The following is a 14,104-nucleotide window of genomic DNA, read 5'->3' on the forward strand; positions in this document are numbered from 1 at the left end:
TTTACGAAAATTGGGCAAATCCGCCTCGTGCCGGCGAATCTCTCCATCCTAGTGTTTTCCAAGCAACACAATGTGGCGAAAATGCAACGACAAATGCGGCCTTGTCAACATTCTCAGCTGGGGCGGGAGCTGCGATAGACGGAAACACCAAGCTCGCGGATTTTCTTGCGCAGCGTATTGCGGTTCAATCCGAGAAGATCGGCGGCCTTGATCTGGTTGCCCCGCGTCGCCGTCAGCGCGGCGAGGATCAGGGGATATTCCAGTTCGCGCAGCACACGGTCGTAGAGGCCGGGCGGCGGCAAGCCTTCGCCAAAGCTCGAGAAATAATCCCGCATGTTCTCCTCGACCGCCTGCGAAATGGTCAGTGAGCCGGAGCGGACCGCCATCTTGTCGAGCGGGCTGTCGGGAACATCCGACTGCAATTCCTGCTCGATGATCTCTCGAGTAATGACCTCCTGCGGATAAAGCGCCATCAGCCGGCGGATCAGGTTTTCCAGCTCGCGCACGTTGCCCGGCCAGGCATAGGCCTTCATGACTTCCAGCGCCTCGGTCTCGAAACGCTTGCCCTCCAGCCCCTCCTTCTCACCCGTCTGGATGAAATGGCGCACCAGATCGGGAATATCCTCCGCCCGGTCACGCAGCGGCGGTAGCCGTAGCGGCACGACGTTCAGGCGGTAATAAAGGTCCTCGCGGAAGAGGCCCTGATTGATCGACTGTTTCAAGTCCTTGTTGGTGGCAGCAACGATGCGGACATCGGTCCGGATCGGCGTGCGCCCGCCCACCGTCGTATATTCGCCCTGTTGCAGCACGCGCAGCAGGCGCGTCTGGGCATCCATCGGCATGTCGCCGATTTCGTCGAGAAACAGCGTGCCGCCCTCGGCCTGCTCGAAACGGCCGGTCGAGCGGTTCTGCGCGCCGGTGAAGGCGCCCTTCTCGTGGCCGAACAGTTCGGATTCGATCAGGTCGCGCGGGATCGCCGCCATGTTGATGGCAACGAAGGGACCGTTGCGGCGCTTGCCGTAATCGTGCAGCGCCCGCGCCACCAGCTCCTTGCCGGTGCCGGATTCGCCGGTGATCATCAGCGTCAGGTCGGTCTGCATCAGGCGGGCCAGAACCCGATAGATTTCCTGCATCGCCGCCGAGCGACCAACCAGCGGCATGCCGTCCTGCATGTCGTCGTCAAGCTTCGCAGGCTTGCGCTTCGGCTCCGACAAAGCGCGGCCGATAATGGCGATCAGCTCCGTCAGATCGAAGGGCTTGGGCAGGTAGTCGTAAGCGCCCTTCTCCGAGGCCTTGATCGCCGTCATGAAGGTGTTTTGCGCGCTCATCACCAGAACCGGCAGGTCCGGGCGGGCCTTCTTGATGCGCGGCAGAAGATCGAAGGCGTTTTCGTCGGGCATCACGACATCGGTCACGACCAGATCGCCCTCGCCCGCCGAAACCCAACGCCAGAGCGTTGCGGCATTGGAGGTGATGCGCACGTCGTAACCGGCGCGGCTGAGCGCCTGGTTGAGCACCGTGCGGATCGCGGCATCATCATCGGCGACGAGGATAGTAGCTGTCATTGGTCATTTCCTGTCGTGTTCGGCAAAGTGCGGTCGTCAAGCCCCATTTCCGGCGAGACGGGCAGCAATACGCGGAAAGTCGTGCGATGGTTCTGGCTGTCGCATTCGACGATGCCGCCATGGGCGCCGATGAGTTTGGCGACAAGCGCCAGCCCGAGGCCAGAACCGTTCGTCTTGGTGGTAATGAAGGGGTCGAAGAGATGCGGCAAAAGATCCGCCGGAACTCCCGGCCCGTTATCGTGCACGCAAAATTCGAGCGGCAGCGAGATGCGTTCGCGACTACCGGCAACCGACATGCGCATGCCGGGACGATAGGCGGTGGTCAGCACGATCTCGCCTTCCGGCTGGTTGCCGACGGCTTCCGCCGCATTCTTTACCAGATTGAGAAAGACCTGCACCAGCTGGTCGCGATTGGCATAGACCGGCGGCAGCGACGGATCGTAATTTTCCGAAATCTTGATATTGCGGGCAAAGCCGGCCTTGGCTATCGCCTTTACGTGATCGAGTACCGAATGGATGTTGACCGGCACGCGGTCCACCGGCCGCTCGTCCGAAAACACCTCCATGCGATCGACCAGCGAGACTATGCGGTCAGTCTCGTCACAGATCAGCCGCGTCAGCGCCCGGTCCTCGTCGGGAACCGACGTTTCGAGAAGCTGGGCGGCACCACGAATGCCCGAAAGCGGGTTCTTGATCTCATGCGCCAGCATGGAGGCAAGGCCGGTGACAGAGCGGGCAGCGGCGCGATGGGTCAGTTGCCGGTCGATCTTGTCGGCCATCGACCGCTCCTGAAAGACGACGACCACCGATCCCGGCTCGCTGACGACGGGCGCCACATAAAGATCGACAAGCTTGTCCTGCCCAAGCCGCGGTGAACTGAGATCGACCCGATATTCGTTCACCGGCGCGCGGCGTTCGCGCACCTGATCGATGAGCGCAAGCAGCGGACTGCCGAAGGGAATGAAGGTGGAAACGCGGTAGCGCGCGAGATGCGAAGCACTGGCCCCGAAAAAGGCTTCGGCCTCCCAATTGGCAAAGGCGATGAAACCTTCGGCATCCACCAGGATGACGGGGTTCTGCACCGCATTGAGAACCGCCATGGCAAGCGGGTTCGCATCTGCCGGGCTATGTTTATCAGCGCTCATGCGGCCTTCCTTGCGGCTTCGCCCGCATTTTCGCTAAGGGCGGAGCGCAGCAGATCCGCCACCTCCGCAGTATCGCGCGATGTCATGATTTGAGCCTTTTTCGGGGTAGCGATCTCCGGCGCGAAACGGTCGAGATACCAGCCCAGATGTTTGCGGGCGTGCCGAAGACCGGCTTCCCTTCCGTAAAATTCCAGCATCATGTCGTAATGCTCGACAGCAATGCCGGCAATATCGGCGCGTTGCGGCGCGGCATGTCCCGCCAGCACCGCCGGCAGCCAGGGCTGGCCCTGTGCGCCGCGACCGACCATGACGGCATTCGCGCCGGAACGACGCAGGATTTCCCGCGCATCCGCAGCAGTCTCGACATCGCCGTTGGCGATCAGCGGAACGGAAATCACCTCCCGCACAGCCCGAATGGCATCCCAGTCCGCGCGGCCCTCGTAAAACTGCATACGGGTGCGGCCGTGAATGGTGATGAGCCGGACGCCTGCCGCTTCGGCGCGTTTGGCGATTTCCGGTGCATTGATGGAATTTTCGTCCCAGCCGAGCCGCATCTTCAGTGTCACGGGCACATCGACTGCGCCGACCGTCGCCTCGATCAGCGACAGGGCATGATCGGGATCGCGCATCAAAGCCGAACCGGAATAACCGCCCGTCACCTTCTTGGCGGGACAGCCCATATTGATATCGATGATCCCCGCGCCGTTATCGGCTGCTATCTTCGCCGCCTCGGCCATGAAATGCGCCTCGCGTCCGGCAAGCTGCACCATATGCGGAACCATGCCGGCATTTTTCAGCCGCGCCCAGGATTCTCCGCGATTGGCGACGAGTTCGCGGCTTGCGACCATCTCGGTAACAACGAGGCCCGCGCCATAACGCCAGGCGAGCTGCCGGAACGGCAAATCCGTCACGCCCGACATGGGCGCCAGCACGGCACGATTACGGATCGTGACTGAGCCGATGCTGAACGGTTCTGACAACTCCGGAGGGGGCAACTGATGATCTTTCATGCAGAAGGGTTATATGCATTATTTTTAGACAGTGTTTGCGCGCTTGCCAAGCACTTTTAAAGCGTTGCACGTTTTATTTGCTAGGCGTCTGCCTGCCTCTTTTGCTGTCGATAGCAATTTGTGCAGGTTCGGATGAGCACGAGCGGCCAATCCCGCGATATGCAGGCAGATACCGCGTCTTATCGGGCTGGCCTTCCGGGTTTTGAAACGCTAGAGCAGGACTGTCAACCATTGAGGGTTGCACACGAAGCATAAGACCAATGCAGGAAAGTACTATGAAACTCGGCATCGTCATCGTCGCCGCAGGACGCGGAGAAAGAGCCGGCTCCCCCGAGGAAGGGCCAAAACAATATCGTTCCATCGGCGGCAAGGCCGTGATCGAACATACCTTGTCGACCTTTCTGGGCTGGGACAAAGCCTCGCCGATCGTGGTCGTCATCCATGCCGACGATTTGAGCCTCCTGTCGCCGATCCTCGAACGGCTGAATGCTGGCGAGCGGATCGTCACCGTCACGGGCGGCGCGACGCGCCAGCAATCGGTGCTGGCCGGGCTGGAAGCACTGGCCTTGCAGGACCTGACGCATGTGATGATCCACGACGCCGTGCGGCCTTTCGTCGCCGAGGACATGCTGGAGCGCGTCGTGGCGCTGCACCGGGCGGGTGCGAACGGCGTTCTGCCTGCCCTGCCCGTCACCGATACGCTGAAGCGCGGCGCAGGTGATTCTGTCGCGGAGACCGTTTCCAGACAGGGGCTTTATGCGGCGCAAACACCGCAAAGTTTCGGTTATGGCGAAATCCTCGCCGCGCATCGCGCCGCCTCCGCCTCGGGCAAAACCGATTTTACCGATGACGCATCGATCGCCGAATGGGCGGGACTGACGGTGACGTTGACTGAAGGCTCGGTCGACAATGTGAAACTCACTCTCAAGAGGGATATCGCCATGGCCGATGAAAAGCTCTCCCACGGACTGCCTGACGTGCGCACCGGCAATGGTTACGACGTGCACCAGCTGGAGGCCGGAGACGGCGTTACGCTATGCGGCGTCTTCATTGAACACGACCAGAGACTGAAAGGCCATTCGGATGCCGATGTGGCGCTGCATGCGCTGACGGATGCGCTGCTCGCCACCTGCGGCGCAGGTGATATCGGCGACCACTTCCCGCCGTCCGATCCGCAATGGAAGGGTGCCGCATCGCGCATCTTCCTCGAACATGCGGCGAAAGTCGTGCGCGACAATGGCGGCACGATCATGAATGCGGATGTCTCGCTGATTGCCGAAGCGCCGCGTATCGGCCCACACCGGCAGGCCATGCGCGAGACGCTGGCGGACATACTCGGCATTGCGCTGGAGCGCTGCTCGGTCAAGGCGACCACCAACGAGACGATCGGTTTCGTCGGCCGTCGCGAAGGCATCGCAGCGATCGCCACGGCTACCGTGGTCTACAGGGGCAGACCGTTATGAGCCTGTTTCCCGCAGATATCGAAGAGCTGGCGCGGCGGATCGTTTCCGGCTTTACCGTCAAAGGCTTCATGGTCTCGACTGCGGAAAGCTGCACGGGCGGCCTTATCGCCGGTGCGTTGACGGAAATCGCCGGCTCCTCCGCCGTCGTCGACCGGGGGTTCGTTACCTATACCAACGAAGCGAAGATGGACATGCTGGGTGTTGGCGCTGACACGCTTACAGCCTTCGGCGCGGTGTCCCGGCAAACGGCTCTTCAGATGGCGCATGGCGCCCTGTTCCGTTCGCGCGCGGATTTTGCCGTTGCCGTCACCGGCATTGCCGGTCCGGGCGGCGGTTCAACGGATAAACCGGTGGGACTGGTGCATCTGGCCGCCAAAGCGCGCAACGGCAAGACCTTGCACCATGAGATGCGTTACGGCGAGATCGGCCGCACCGAAATTCGTCTTGCGACCGTCAGGACGGCACTTGAAATGCTGCTTGCCCTCAATCAGGCCGGGTCCGCGTAAATCTTGTCGGCGCGGGTCTCGAAGGCTTCCGCGAACATGCGGAAAGCCCGGTCGAACATCGACCCCATAACCGCGCCAAGCAGACGGTTCTTGAATTCATAGTCGATGAAGAAATGAATGGCCGAGCCGCCATCTTCGGCAGCTTCGAAACGCCAGCGATTGTCGAGAAACTTGAACGGTCCGTCGATATATTTCACGTCTATGGCGCGCTCGGCCGGGTTCAGCAGCACCTGCGTGGTGAAGGTCTCGCGGATGGCCTTGTAGCCCACCGTCATATCCGCCACCAGCAATGTCTTGCCATCCCGCTCCTTGCGCGAGCGGATAACCAGCGCTTCGCAAAGGGGCAGAAACTGCGGATACTTCTCCACATCGGCGACGAGGTCGTACATGCGGACGGGAGAGTGTTTTACAAGGCGATGCGTTTCGAACTTTGGCATGAGCGGCAGTTAATCCTCGATAACAAGAAGATCAAGAAGGCGGCGAAACTGTTTTCGGCTTTTTAGCTGAAATACCGGTACGTTGGGGCCATAAAGCGCGAAATTTTGCTCGAAGATAGGGGCGTGGCGGCGTTCGAAATTCCAGATATAGCGCAGGAAATCGAGGTCTATTCTTTCCGGACAACCCGCCGCCATTTCGGGCCGCGCCTTGCCATAACCCTTGGCGATCCGGCTGACGGCGCCCCACAGGCAGAGCCAGCGCGGCATGCGCACCCAAAGGACGATATCGGATCTCGGCAGACGCATATCGAAAGACGACGGATTGCTGCCGTCCATCAGCCATCGTTCCCCGGTGATGATGGCGGCGATCCTCTGCCGCTGTTCTTCGCGCGGACGCGCCTGCCAGCCGGGCAACCAGAAAATGTCACGGTCCAGGGAGATGTAACGCAGCCCGAAGGCGGCTGCGAGCTTTTGCGACAGCGTCGACTTGCCTCCGCCGGAGCAGCCGACAACCATGATACGTTGCGCAGACGCGATAATCCCGGCCGCGTCCTCCACGTTTTTAAGATAGTTCGGCATCGAATAAACCTCATCTTCGCCACCGTGCCATTGTCTGACAATGCGAGTATTATTCTGTGGCGGTACGGCTCCCGGACCCGACGTTACGGAAATTTAACTATTGCAACCCCCTCGCAGGGATTGCTATTTATTTAGGACTAATATTACACCCTTGGGATGCAAAGGCGCTGGAAGCTCCCATTTTCACCGCGCGTATTCATCCTTGGGTTCAGACCCGACATATAACCGCTTTGAGGCACTGAGTGAGCCGATGGACGATTTTTCCAACATCATCAACCTTCTCGAATCTGCCAAGCAACTCGCATCGATGAACGAAATGCCGATGCTTGCCTACCTCATCGACGTTGCGAAATGCGAGGCGAGAGAGAACAAGCCGGTTCTGCGCAAGCGCAAACGCGGCGAATCAACCGTCAAGGAAGACTGTTAAGCGCCAGTCTGCAAAGCAGACCGATAAAGCCGGCTGGCCCAATCTTCAAGACGATGTCATAATCAAGGAATGAAAACGGCCGCTTTTCGAGGCGGCCATTTCTTTGCACGATGGAAATGACAATCTCATGATGGCCGCATCCGCCGATATCAGAACCTATACGCAAGAAAGACCTAGCGAACGGCACCGCTTCGTGCAGATCGTTCTTCCGGTCTCCGGGCGTCTGCGGATCGACGTGGCCGGGCGGCAGGATGAATTGTTCGTCGGGCGCGGTGTCTTCATCCATAGCGGCACGCCGCATACCCAGGAAGCGACGACGATCAACCGGTCTTTGGTTGTCGATATCGACGAAGCTGTTGTTCCCGAGCAGGTGCTGGAGAGATTTTCCCGCATGCCGTTTCTCAATATCGCGCAGGATACATGCCAGCTGATCACCTATATGCGGCGCGTCATCGGATCGGACGGACCGCACGACGATATTGCCGGTCTTTGGGCGCCGCTCCTGGTCGACAGCCTTGCGAATGAGAAAATCGATCCCCGCCGCCGCCTGCGCTCGCTTGGCGCGATCGTCAGGGCGGAACCGTTTTTCCCCTGGACCATCGAGATGCTCGCAGCCTGCGCCGCAATCAGCGACAGCCGCCTGCATGCGCTGTTTCTCGAAGAGTTCGGCCTTCCCCCTCACCGCTGGCTTGCCGAATTGCGCATGGACAAGGTCTGCGCATTGTTGCGCCAATCCACCCTGCCGATTGCCGAAATCGCCCTGCGGGCCGGCTTTTCCGACCAGACGGCGCTGACGCGCGCCATGCGCAACGCGATCGGCGAAACACCCGCTGCCTATCGCCGTACCTTCGGCATTCACTGACGCCGTCCGATCTCTTCGTTCAGGAGTTTTTGTCAAGACAGCCGCAAAGGGCTGTGGCACATCGCGGCAATCGTGAATGCGGATGTGACATGACATGAACAAGACAAGCCTCGGTGTTTTTTACGGTATGATGGCGGGTGCGCTCTGGGGAGCCATCTTTCTCGCCCCGAAACTCGTGCCGGATTTTTCCGCCCTGCAACTGTCGACTGCCCGTTACCTCACCTACGGGCTGATTTCTCTCATCATCATCGGACCGCGCCTGAAACGGGTTTCGGCCCATTTCGGCGCGCGCGAGTGGATCGCGCTCGGCTGGCTGAGCATGATCGGCAACATCGCCTACTACGTCTTCATATCGACGGCGGTGAAACTGAGCGGTGTCGCCTTCACCTCGATCATCATCGGTTTCCTGCCGGTTGCCGTCACCATCATCGGCAGTCGCGATCATGGCGCGGTGTCACTCAAGCGCCTGTGGCCGTCGCTCGCCTTCGGCGCTATCGGTATTATCGGCATTTCCTGGCAATCGCTGACGGAAAACGATGCAGGGCTGGATGTTTCGCGTCTTGTGGGTCTTGCCTGCGCCCTTGGCGCGCTGGCTTCGTGGACGGCCTTTGCGGTCGGCAATGCCCGCTGGCTGTCACGCCTTCACGATGTCAGCGCCGATGATTGGAACATGATGACAGGCGTGGTGACCGGCGGGCTTGCGCTGGCGCTCGCCATCCCGGCCTTTGCCTTCGGTGGGGAAAGCCATGGCTCTGAGGACTGGCTGCATTTCGCGGCCATTGCCGCCGGCCTCGGTTTCACCGCATCCATTCTCGGCAATGCCTTCTGGAACCGCATGAGCCGCCTGCTGCCGCTCACCATGGTTGGTCAGATGATCCTGTTCGAGACGCTGTTTGCGCTGCTCTATGGTTTCCTGTGGGAAGGGCGTGGCCCGATCCTCATAGAGATCGTGGCGATCTCGTCGGTGGTTCTGAGCGTCATCCTGTGCATGCGGGCACATCGGCCGGAGAAGGCTGTGGCCTGAGTTCAGGCAAAATCCGAGAACATTTGGCTGGGCTTCATCACGGGCCACACCTCCACTCGGCGTCATCCTCAGGCTCGACCCGAGAATCCACCTTTTTCGGCGGCTATGGATCCTCGCCTCAAGGCGAGGATGACGGAGGCGAGAGGATTGCCCGCCTACTTACTCCGCAGCGGCCAGAAGCTTCTTCTCGCGGGCCGCGCGCAGGCGTTCGAAATCGTCGCCGGCGTGGTGGGAGGAGCGGGTCAGCGGGCTGGAAGAGACCATCAGGAAGCCCTTGGTGTAGGCGACGGTCTCGTAGGATTTAAATTCCTCCGGCGTTACGTATGCTTCGACCTTGTGGTGCTTGCGGGTCGGCTGCAGATATTGGCCAATGGTCAGGAAGTCCACATCGGCGCTACGCAGATCGTCCATCAATTGCAGCACTTCGTTGCGCTCTTCGCCGAGGCCGACCATGATGCCTGATTTAGTGAACATGGTGGGGTCCAGTTCCTTGACGCGCTGCAACAGGCGCACGGAATGGAAATAACGCGCGCCAGGGCGAACCGTGAGGTAATTGCCCGGAACGGTTTCCATATTGTGGTTGAAGACATCGGGCTTGGCGGCGACGACACGCTCCAGCGCGCCGGGCTTCTTCAGGAAGTCGGGGGTCAGGATTTCAATGGTCGTATTGGGAGACGCAGCCCGGATCGCACAGATCACCTTCTCGAAATGCTCCGCGCCGCCATCGGCGAGATCGTCGCGGTCAACCGAGGTGATGACAACGTGGGAGAGGCCCATCTGCTTGACGGCCTTGGCGACGTTTTCCGGCTCATCCATATCCAGCGCATTGGGCTTGCCGGTCGCGACGTTGCAGAACGCGCAGGCGCGGGTGCAAATCTCACCCATGATCATGAAGGTCGCGTGTTTCTTTTCCCAGCATTCGCCGATATTCGGACAGCCGGCTTCCTCGCACACCGTCACCAGCTTGTGGCTGCGCACCAGTTCGCGTGTCTCGTGATAGCCCTTGGATGTCGGCGCCTTGACGCGGATCCATTCCGGCTTGCGCATGACCTCGGTATCGGGCCGATGGGCCTTTTCCGGGTGGCGGATACGCTTTTCTTCGGACGAAGTCCTGTCGAGAATAGTGACCATGAGAAACCTGCTTCTATCGCTTGCCGCGACCATCACATTTGTTGACGCGATGCTTTAGAACAATTCCAGAAAAAGCGTAAGCCTTTTCCGGAATTCCGTTACGACGGCCTTAGCGCCTGACCAGCTTTGCCAGAAACAGCAACAGGCTGGCGCCGACGAAAGACGTAACGAAATAACCAAGCCTGCTGTCCTGGACGAAAACGTCGAAGGTGCGAAGCACGGCAACAGCGACGACCGAACCGACGATGCCGAGAACGATGTTCATGAAGATGCCGAACCGCATATCCATGAGCTTTCCGGCAAGCCAGCCGGCAAGACCGCCGATGATGATTGCCGCAATCCAGCCTATGTTTTCCATTCCCGCGCTCCCTTAGAGAACCAGCCCCCTTAGGAACCGGCATTGAGACATATGGGACACCCGGCACGCTTAGACAATGCCGGGTATCATGGGGGCACTTATGCGTTCAGCACACGTCCGTAGGCGTCGAGCACGCTTTCCTTCATCGACTCGGAAATGGTCGGATGCGGGAAAATCGTGTGCATCAGTTCTTCCTCGGTGGTCTCGAGGTTCATGGCGACGACGAAGCCCTGAATAAGCTCGGTGACTTCCGCACCGACCATATGCGCGCCGATCAGTTCGCCGGTCTTCTTGTCAAAAATGGTCTTGACCATGCCCTGATCTTCACCCAGCGCTACGGCCTTGCCATTGGCGGCAAAGGAGAAGCGGCCAACGCGGATATCGCGGCCCAGTTCCTTCGCCTTGGCTTCGGTGAGACCGACCGAGGCGACCTGCGGGTTGCAATAGGTGCAGCCGGGAATCTTGAGCTTGTCCATCGGATGGACATTCGGCAGACCGGCGATTTTTTCAACGCAGATGACGGCCTCATGCTCGGCCTTGTGGGCAAGCAGCGGCGGGCCGGCAACGTCGCCGATGGCGTAGACACCAGGCACATTGGTCTTGCCATAACCGTCAATGACGATGAAGCCGCGATCGGTCTTCACACCCACGGCCTCGAGGCCGATGCCTTCGACGTTGGCGACGACGCCGACGGCCGAAATCATCCGGTCGGCGGTGATCTTCTCGGAAGAACCGTCCTTCTTCTCCAACGTCGCGGTAACGGAATTCGCAGCCTTCTCGACCTTGGAAACCTTCGTTTCCAGATGGAACTTGATGCCCTGCTTTTCCAGCTGCTTTCTGGCGAAGGCGGAAATTTCCGCATCCTCGACCGGCATCACCTGACTCATGATCTCGACGACGGTAACGTCAACGCCCATGGTGCGGTAAAAGCTTGCGAACTCGATGCCGATAGCGCCAGACCCCATGACGAGCAGCGACTTCGGCAGTTCTTCCGGCTTCATCGCCTCGAAATAGGTCCAGATCAGCTTGCCATCCGGCTCGATGCCGGGAAGCGCGCGCGGGCGCGCGCCGGTGGCGACGATGATGTGCTTGGCAGTGTAAGTGCCCTCACCCAGCGTGTTCTTCGGCACGGGACCCTGCGGCTGAACCACCGGCTTGGCGGACTTGCCGACGACGATTTCGCCCGGCTTGGTGATTTTTGCTTCACCCCAGATGATATCGACCTTGTTCTTCTTAAACAGGAAACCGACGCCGTTGTTCATGCGAGCGGCAATGCCGCGCGAACGGGCGACGATCGCCTTGACATCAGGCTTGATCGAGCCTTCGAGCGTCAGGCCGTAATCCTTGGCGTGCTGAGCCGTATGCAGGACATCGGCGGTGCGCAGCAAGGCCTTGGTCGGAATGCAACCCCAGTTGGAGCAGATACCGGCAAGGTGCTCGCGCTCGACGACGGCAACCTTCATGCCGAGCTGGGCTGCACGGATCGCGGCTATATAACCGCCCGGTCCCGAACCGATGATGATGACGTCATAAGATTGAGCCATAGGTATCCTGCCTTGTCTTATTCGGATGACGGCGCACCGTCCCGATCGAGAATTATTGTCAAAGTCCGAGCATCATGCGAACGACAGGCTCCAGCCCGCGCCCGATGGCCCGTGTGTTTTCAGCATCGAGATGAACGCCGTCCACCGGCGTCGTGCGGGCAACGGACCCGGCATCGAAAAAGCCGCAATCGAGATCGTCGGCGAGGTCCCGGTAAACGGAAGCCAGCATTGCAGACTCATCGATCGCGTCGCGAAAGATCGCGCCCATCACAGGGTTGGCCGTTTCGCATAGTTGTGGCGGCGCGACGATCAGAACTTCCGGCGCTTCCCATTCGGGAAGTTGCCATACATGGTTGCGCGTCAGTTTCACCAGCCGCTCCACGCCCTTCATCGCAACGATGGCCGAACCATGGATCGCCGGCTTCAGGTCGTTGGTGCCGAGCATGATGACGACCAGATCGAGCGGTGCATGACTATGCAGAAGCGTCGGCAGAATCCTGGCGCCATTGCGATCGCAATCGGCGGTGTGGTCGTCATACGCGGTGGTACGGCCGCCCAGCCCTTCGTGGATCACCTGCACATCCGGCCCGAGCGCCTTTTGCAAGACGCTCGGCCAAAGATCGTCATGGCTATGCCGGCCACCCGTTTCCGCATCTGATCCCCATGTGAGGGAATCGCCAAAGCAGAGGACCGACTTCACCATCTCACTCTCCGATCAAACCAGCATGCCCATTGGGTTTTCGATGTAGCGCTTGAAGGCGCCGATCAACTCGGCTCCGAGCGCGCCATCGACGCAGCGGTGGTCGGTAGAGAGCGTGACCGTCATGACGTTGACGATCTTGATCTCGCCGTTCTTCACCACAGCGCGCTGTTCGCCCGCGCCGACCGCCAGAATGGTGGCGTGCGGCGGGTTGATGACGGCGGAGAAGCTCTTGACGCCCATCATGCCCATGTTGGACACGGCCGTCGTGCCGCCCTGGTACTCCTCGGGCTTCAGCTTGCGCTCCTTGGCGCGCTTGCCGTAGTCCTTCATCTCGTTGGAGATGGTGGAGAGCGACTTCTCTTCCGCCTTGCGGATGATCGGCGTGATCAGTCCACCCGGAATGGAAACGGCAACGCCGACATCCGAATGCTTGTGCTTGACCATGTTGCTTTCCGTCCAGGAGACGTTGGCGTCAGGCACGTCGCGCAGCGCGAGAGCCAGCGCCTTGATGACCATGTCGTTGACCGAAAGCTTGTAGGCCGGCTTGCCGTCCTTTTCGGGAGCGGCAGCGTTGAGCTGGGCGCGCAACGCCAGAAGCGTATCCAGTTCGCAATCCACGGAAACGTAGAAATGCGGAACGGTCTGCTTGGATTCGACCAGACGCTTGGCGATGACCTTGCGCATGCCGTCATGCGGCACCAGCTCGTAAGAGCCGGGTTCGAACAGCTTGAGAACTGCTTCCTCGGACTGGCCCTTGGCGAGTGCCGGAGCCGGTGCGCCTGCTGCGGCGCTCGGCGCAGCCTTGGCGCCGCCGGAAGCGGCAGCCTTTTCCACGTCGGTCTTGACGATGCGGCCGTGCGGGCCGGAACCGGAGACGGCCGTGAGGTCGAGACCGGCTTCCTTGGCGAGACGGCGGGCAAGCGGCGAGGCGAAAATGCGCTCGCCGGACTTTGCAACCGGAGCCGGCGTGGAAGGTGCAGCCGCCTGATCGGCTACCGGCTTTTCAGCCTTGGCCGGTGCAGCTTCTTCCTTCGGCGCTTCCTGCTTGGGGGCCTCGGCTTTGGCAGGAGCGGCATTGCCGCCCTTTGCCGCTTCAGCCACGTCCTCGCCATCGGCGGCGAGAATTGCGATCAGGGCATTGACCTTGACCCCTTCGCTACCAGCGGGAACGACCAGCTTGGCGACCGTACCTTCATCGACGGCTTCCACTTCCATGGTCGCCTTGTCGGTCTCGATCTCGGCGATCACGTCACCTGGTGCGACCTTGTCGCCTTCCTTGACCAGCCACTTGGCCAGATTGCCCTCTTCCATCGTCGGAGAAAGGGCAGGCATGGTGATGTTGATAGGCAT

15 protein-coding genes are annotated in these 14,104 nt (G+C 60.3%); 5 read left to right on the forward strand and 10 right to left on the reverse strand.

Going from position 1 to position 14,104, the window contains the following annotated elements; all coding sequences use genetic code 11:
- Positions 1-113: 113 nt before the first annotated feature.
- From ntrC to dusB, 3 genes are read right to left on the reverse strand one after another with little or no spacing between them, the layout of a single operon-like run.
- Complete coding sequence (gene ntrC, locus RS75_RS06465) at positions 114-1,565, reverse strand: nitrogen regulation protein NR(I) (protein ID WP_045018510.1); 1,452 nt, start codon at positions 1,563-1,565, stop codon at positions 114-116.
- Complete coding sequence (locus RS75_RS06470) at positions 1,562-2,710, reverse strand: two-component system sensor histidine kinase NtrB (protein ID WP_045018511.1); 1,149 nt, start codon at positions 2,708-2,710, stop codon at positions 1,562-1,564. Before RS75_RS06470 ends, ntrC begins: the two co-directional genes overlap by 4 nt.
- On the reverse strand, positions 2,707-3,720 hold the full coding sequence (gene dusB / locus RS75_RS06475) for a tRNA dihydrouridine synthase DusB (RefSeq protein ID WP_045018513.1): 1,014 nt from the start codon (positions 3,718-3,720) through the stop codon (positions 2,707-2,709). The genes RS75_RS06470 and dusB overlap by 4 nt, the downstream gene beginning before the upstream one ends.
- Before the next feature lie 275 nt (positions 3,721-3,995).
- Between dusB and RS75_RS06480 the strand changes: the two genes are divergently transcribed.
- Both RS75_RS06480 and RS75_RS06485 read left to right on the forward strand, forming a co-directional pair.
- On the forward strand, positions 3,996-5,183 hold the full coding sequence (locus RS75_RS06480; protein ID WP_045018514.1) for a bifunctional 2-C-methyl-D-erythritol 4-phosphate cytidylyltransferase/2-C-methyl-D-erythritol 2,4-cyclodiphosphate synthase: 1,188 nt from the start codon (positions 3,996-3,998) through the stop codon (positions 5,181-5,183).
- Positions 5,180-5,689 carry a CinA family protein gene (locus RS75_RS06485; protein WP_045018515.1) on the forward strand — a complete coding sequence of 170 codons (510 nt, stop codon included), beginning with the start codon at positions 5,180-5,182 and terminating at the stop codon, positions 5,687-5,689. The genes RS75_RS06480 and RS75_RS06485 overlap by 4 nt, the downstream gene beginning before the upstream one ends.
- Here RS75_RS06485 and RS75_RS06490 read toward each other — a convergent pair.
- Both RS75_RS06490 and RS75_RS06495 read right to left on the reverse strand, forming a co-directional pair.
- Positions 5,671-6,126, reverse strand: coding sequence for a type II toxin-antitoxin system RatA family toxin (locus RS75_RS06490; RefSeq protein WP_045018516.1), 456 nt, complete (start codon positions 6,124-6,126; stop codon positions 5,671-5,673). The genes RS75_RS06485 and RS75_RS06490 overlap by 19 nt on opposite strands.
- A 9-nt stretch (positions 6,127-6,135) precedes the next feature.
- A complete protein-coding gene (locus RS75_RS06495) occupies positions 6,136-6,705 on the reverse strand; it encodes a P-loop NTPase family protein (protein ID WP_045018517.1) in 570 nt (189 codons plus the stop codon).
- A gap of 250 nt (positions 6,706-6,955) precedes the next feature.
- Between RS75_RS06495 and RS75_RS26860 the strand changes: the two genes are divergently transcribed.
- The 3 genes from RS75_RS26860 to RS75_RS06505 all read left to right on the forward strand — a co-directional run bounded on the left by RS75_RS26860 (position 6,956) and on the right by RS75_RS06505 (position 9,018).
- Positions 6,956-7,132, forward strand: coding sequence for a hypothetical protein (locus RS75_RS26860; protein ID WP_167341581.1), 177 nt, complete (start codon positions 6,956-6,958; stop codon positions 7,130-7,132).
- A gap of 127 nt (positions 7,133-7,259) precedes the next feature.
- Positions 7,260-7,994, forward strand: coding sequence for a helix-turn-helix transcriptional regulator (locus tag RS75_RS06500; RefSeq protein WP_045018795.1), 735 nt, complete (start codon positions 7,260-7,262; stop codon positions 7,992-7,994).
- A 94-nt stretch (positions 7,995-8,088) separates the two neighbouring features.
- Positions 8,089-9,018 carry a DMT family transporter gene (locus RS75_RS06505; protein ID WP_045018518.1) on the forward strand — a complete coding sequence of 310 codons (930 nt, stop codon included), beginning with the start codon at positions 8,089-8,091 and terminating at the stop codon, positions 9,016-9,018.
- A 159-nt stretch (positions 9,019-9,177) separates the two neighbouring features.
- Here RS75_RS06505 and lipA read toward each other — a convergent pair whose 3' ends face one another.
- The 5 genes from lipA to RS75_RS06530 all read right to left on the reverse strand — a co-directional run bounded on the left by lipA (position 9,178) and on the right by RS75_RS06530 (position 14,104).
- Positions 9,178-10,149, reverse strand: a complete 972-nt coding sequence (gene lipA, locus RS75_RS06510) for a lipoyl synthase (RefSeq protein WP_045018797.1) — start codon at positions 10,147-10,149, stop codon at positions 9,178-9,180.
- Between the two features lie 109 nt (positions 10,150-10,258).
- The gene (locus RS75_RS06515) at positions 10,259-10,507 is read right to left on the reverse strand and encodes a GlsB/YeaQ/YmgE family stress response membrane protein (protein ID WP_045018519.1); all 249 of its coding nucleotides are present in this window, start codon (positions 10,505-10,507) and stop codon (positions 10,259-10,261) included.
- 98 nt (positions 10,508-10,605) lie between these two features.
- The gene (gene lpdA / locus RS75_RS06520) at positions 10,606-12,051 is read right to left on the reverse strand and encodes a dihydrolipoyl dehydrogenase (RefSeq protein ID WP_045018520.1); all 1,446 of its coding nucleotides are present in this window, start codon (positions 12,049-12,051) and stop codon (positions 10,606-10,608) included.
- A 58-nt stretch (positions 12,052-12,109) separates the two neighbouring features.
- A complete protein-coding gene (locus RS75_RS06525) occupies positions 12,110-12,754 on the reverse strand; it encodes an SGNH/GDSL hydrolase family protein (RefSeq protein ID WP_045018521.1) in 645 nt (214 codons plus the stop codon).
- Between the two features lie 12 nt (positions 12,755-12,766).
- The gene (locus RS75_RS06530) at positions 12,767-14,104 is read right to left on the reverse strand and encodes a pyruvate dehydrogenase complex dihydrolipoamide acetyltransferase (RefSeq protein WP_045018522.1); all 1,338 of its coding nucleotides are present in this window, start codon (positions 14,102-14,104) and stop codon (positions 12,767-12,769) included.

The organism is Rhizobium nepotum 39/7 (genome assembly GCF_000949865.1).
GTDB lineage: Bacteria > Pseudomonadota > Alphaproteobacteria > Rhizobiales > Rhizobiaceae > Agrobacterium > Agrobacterium nepotum.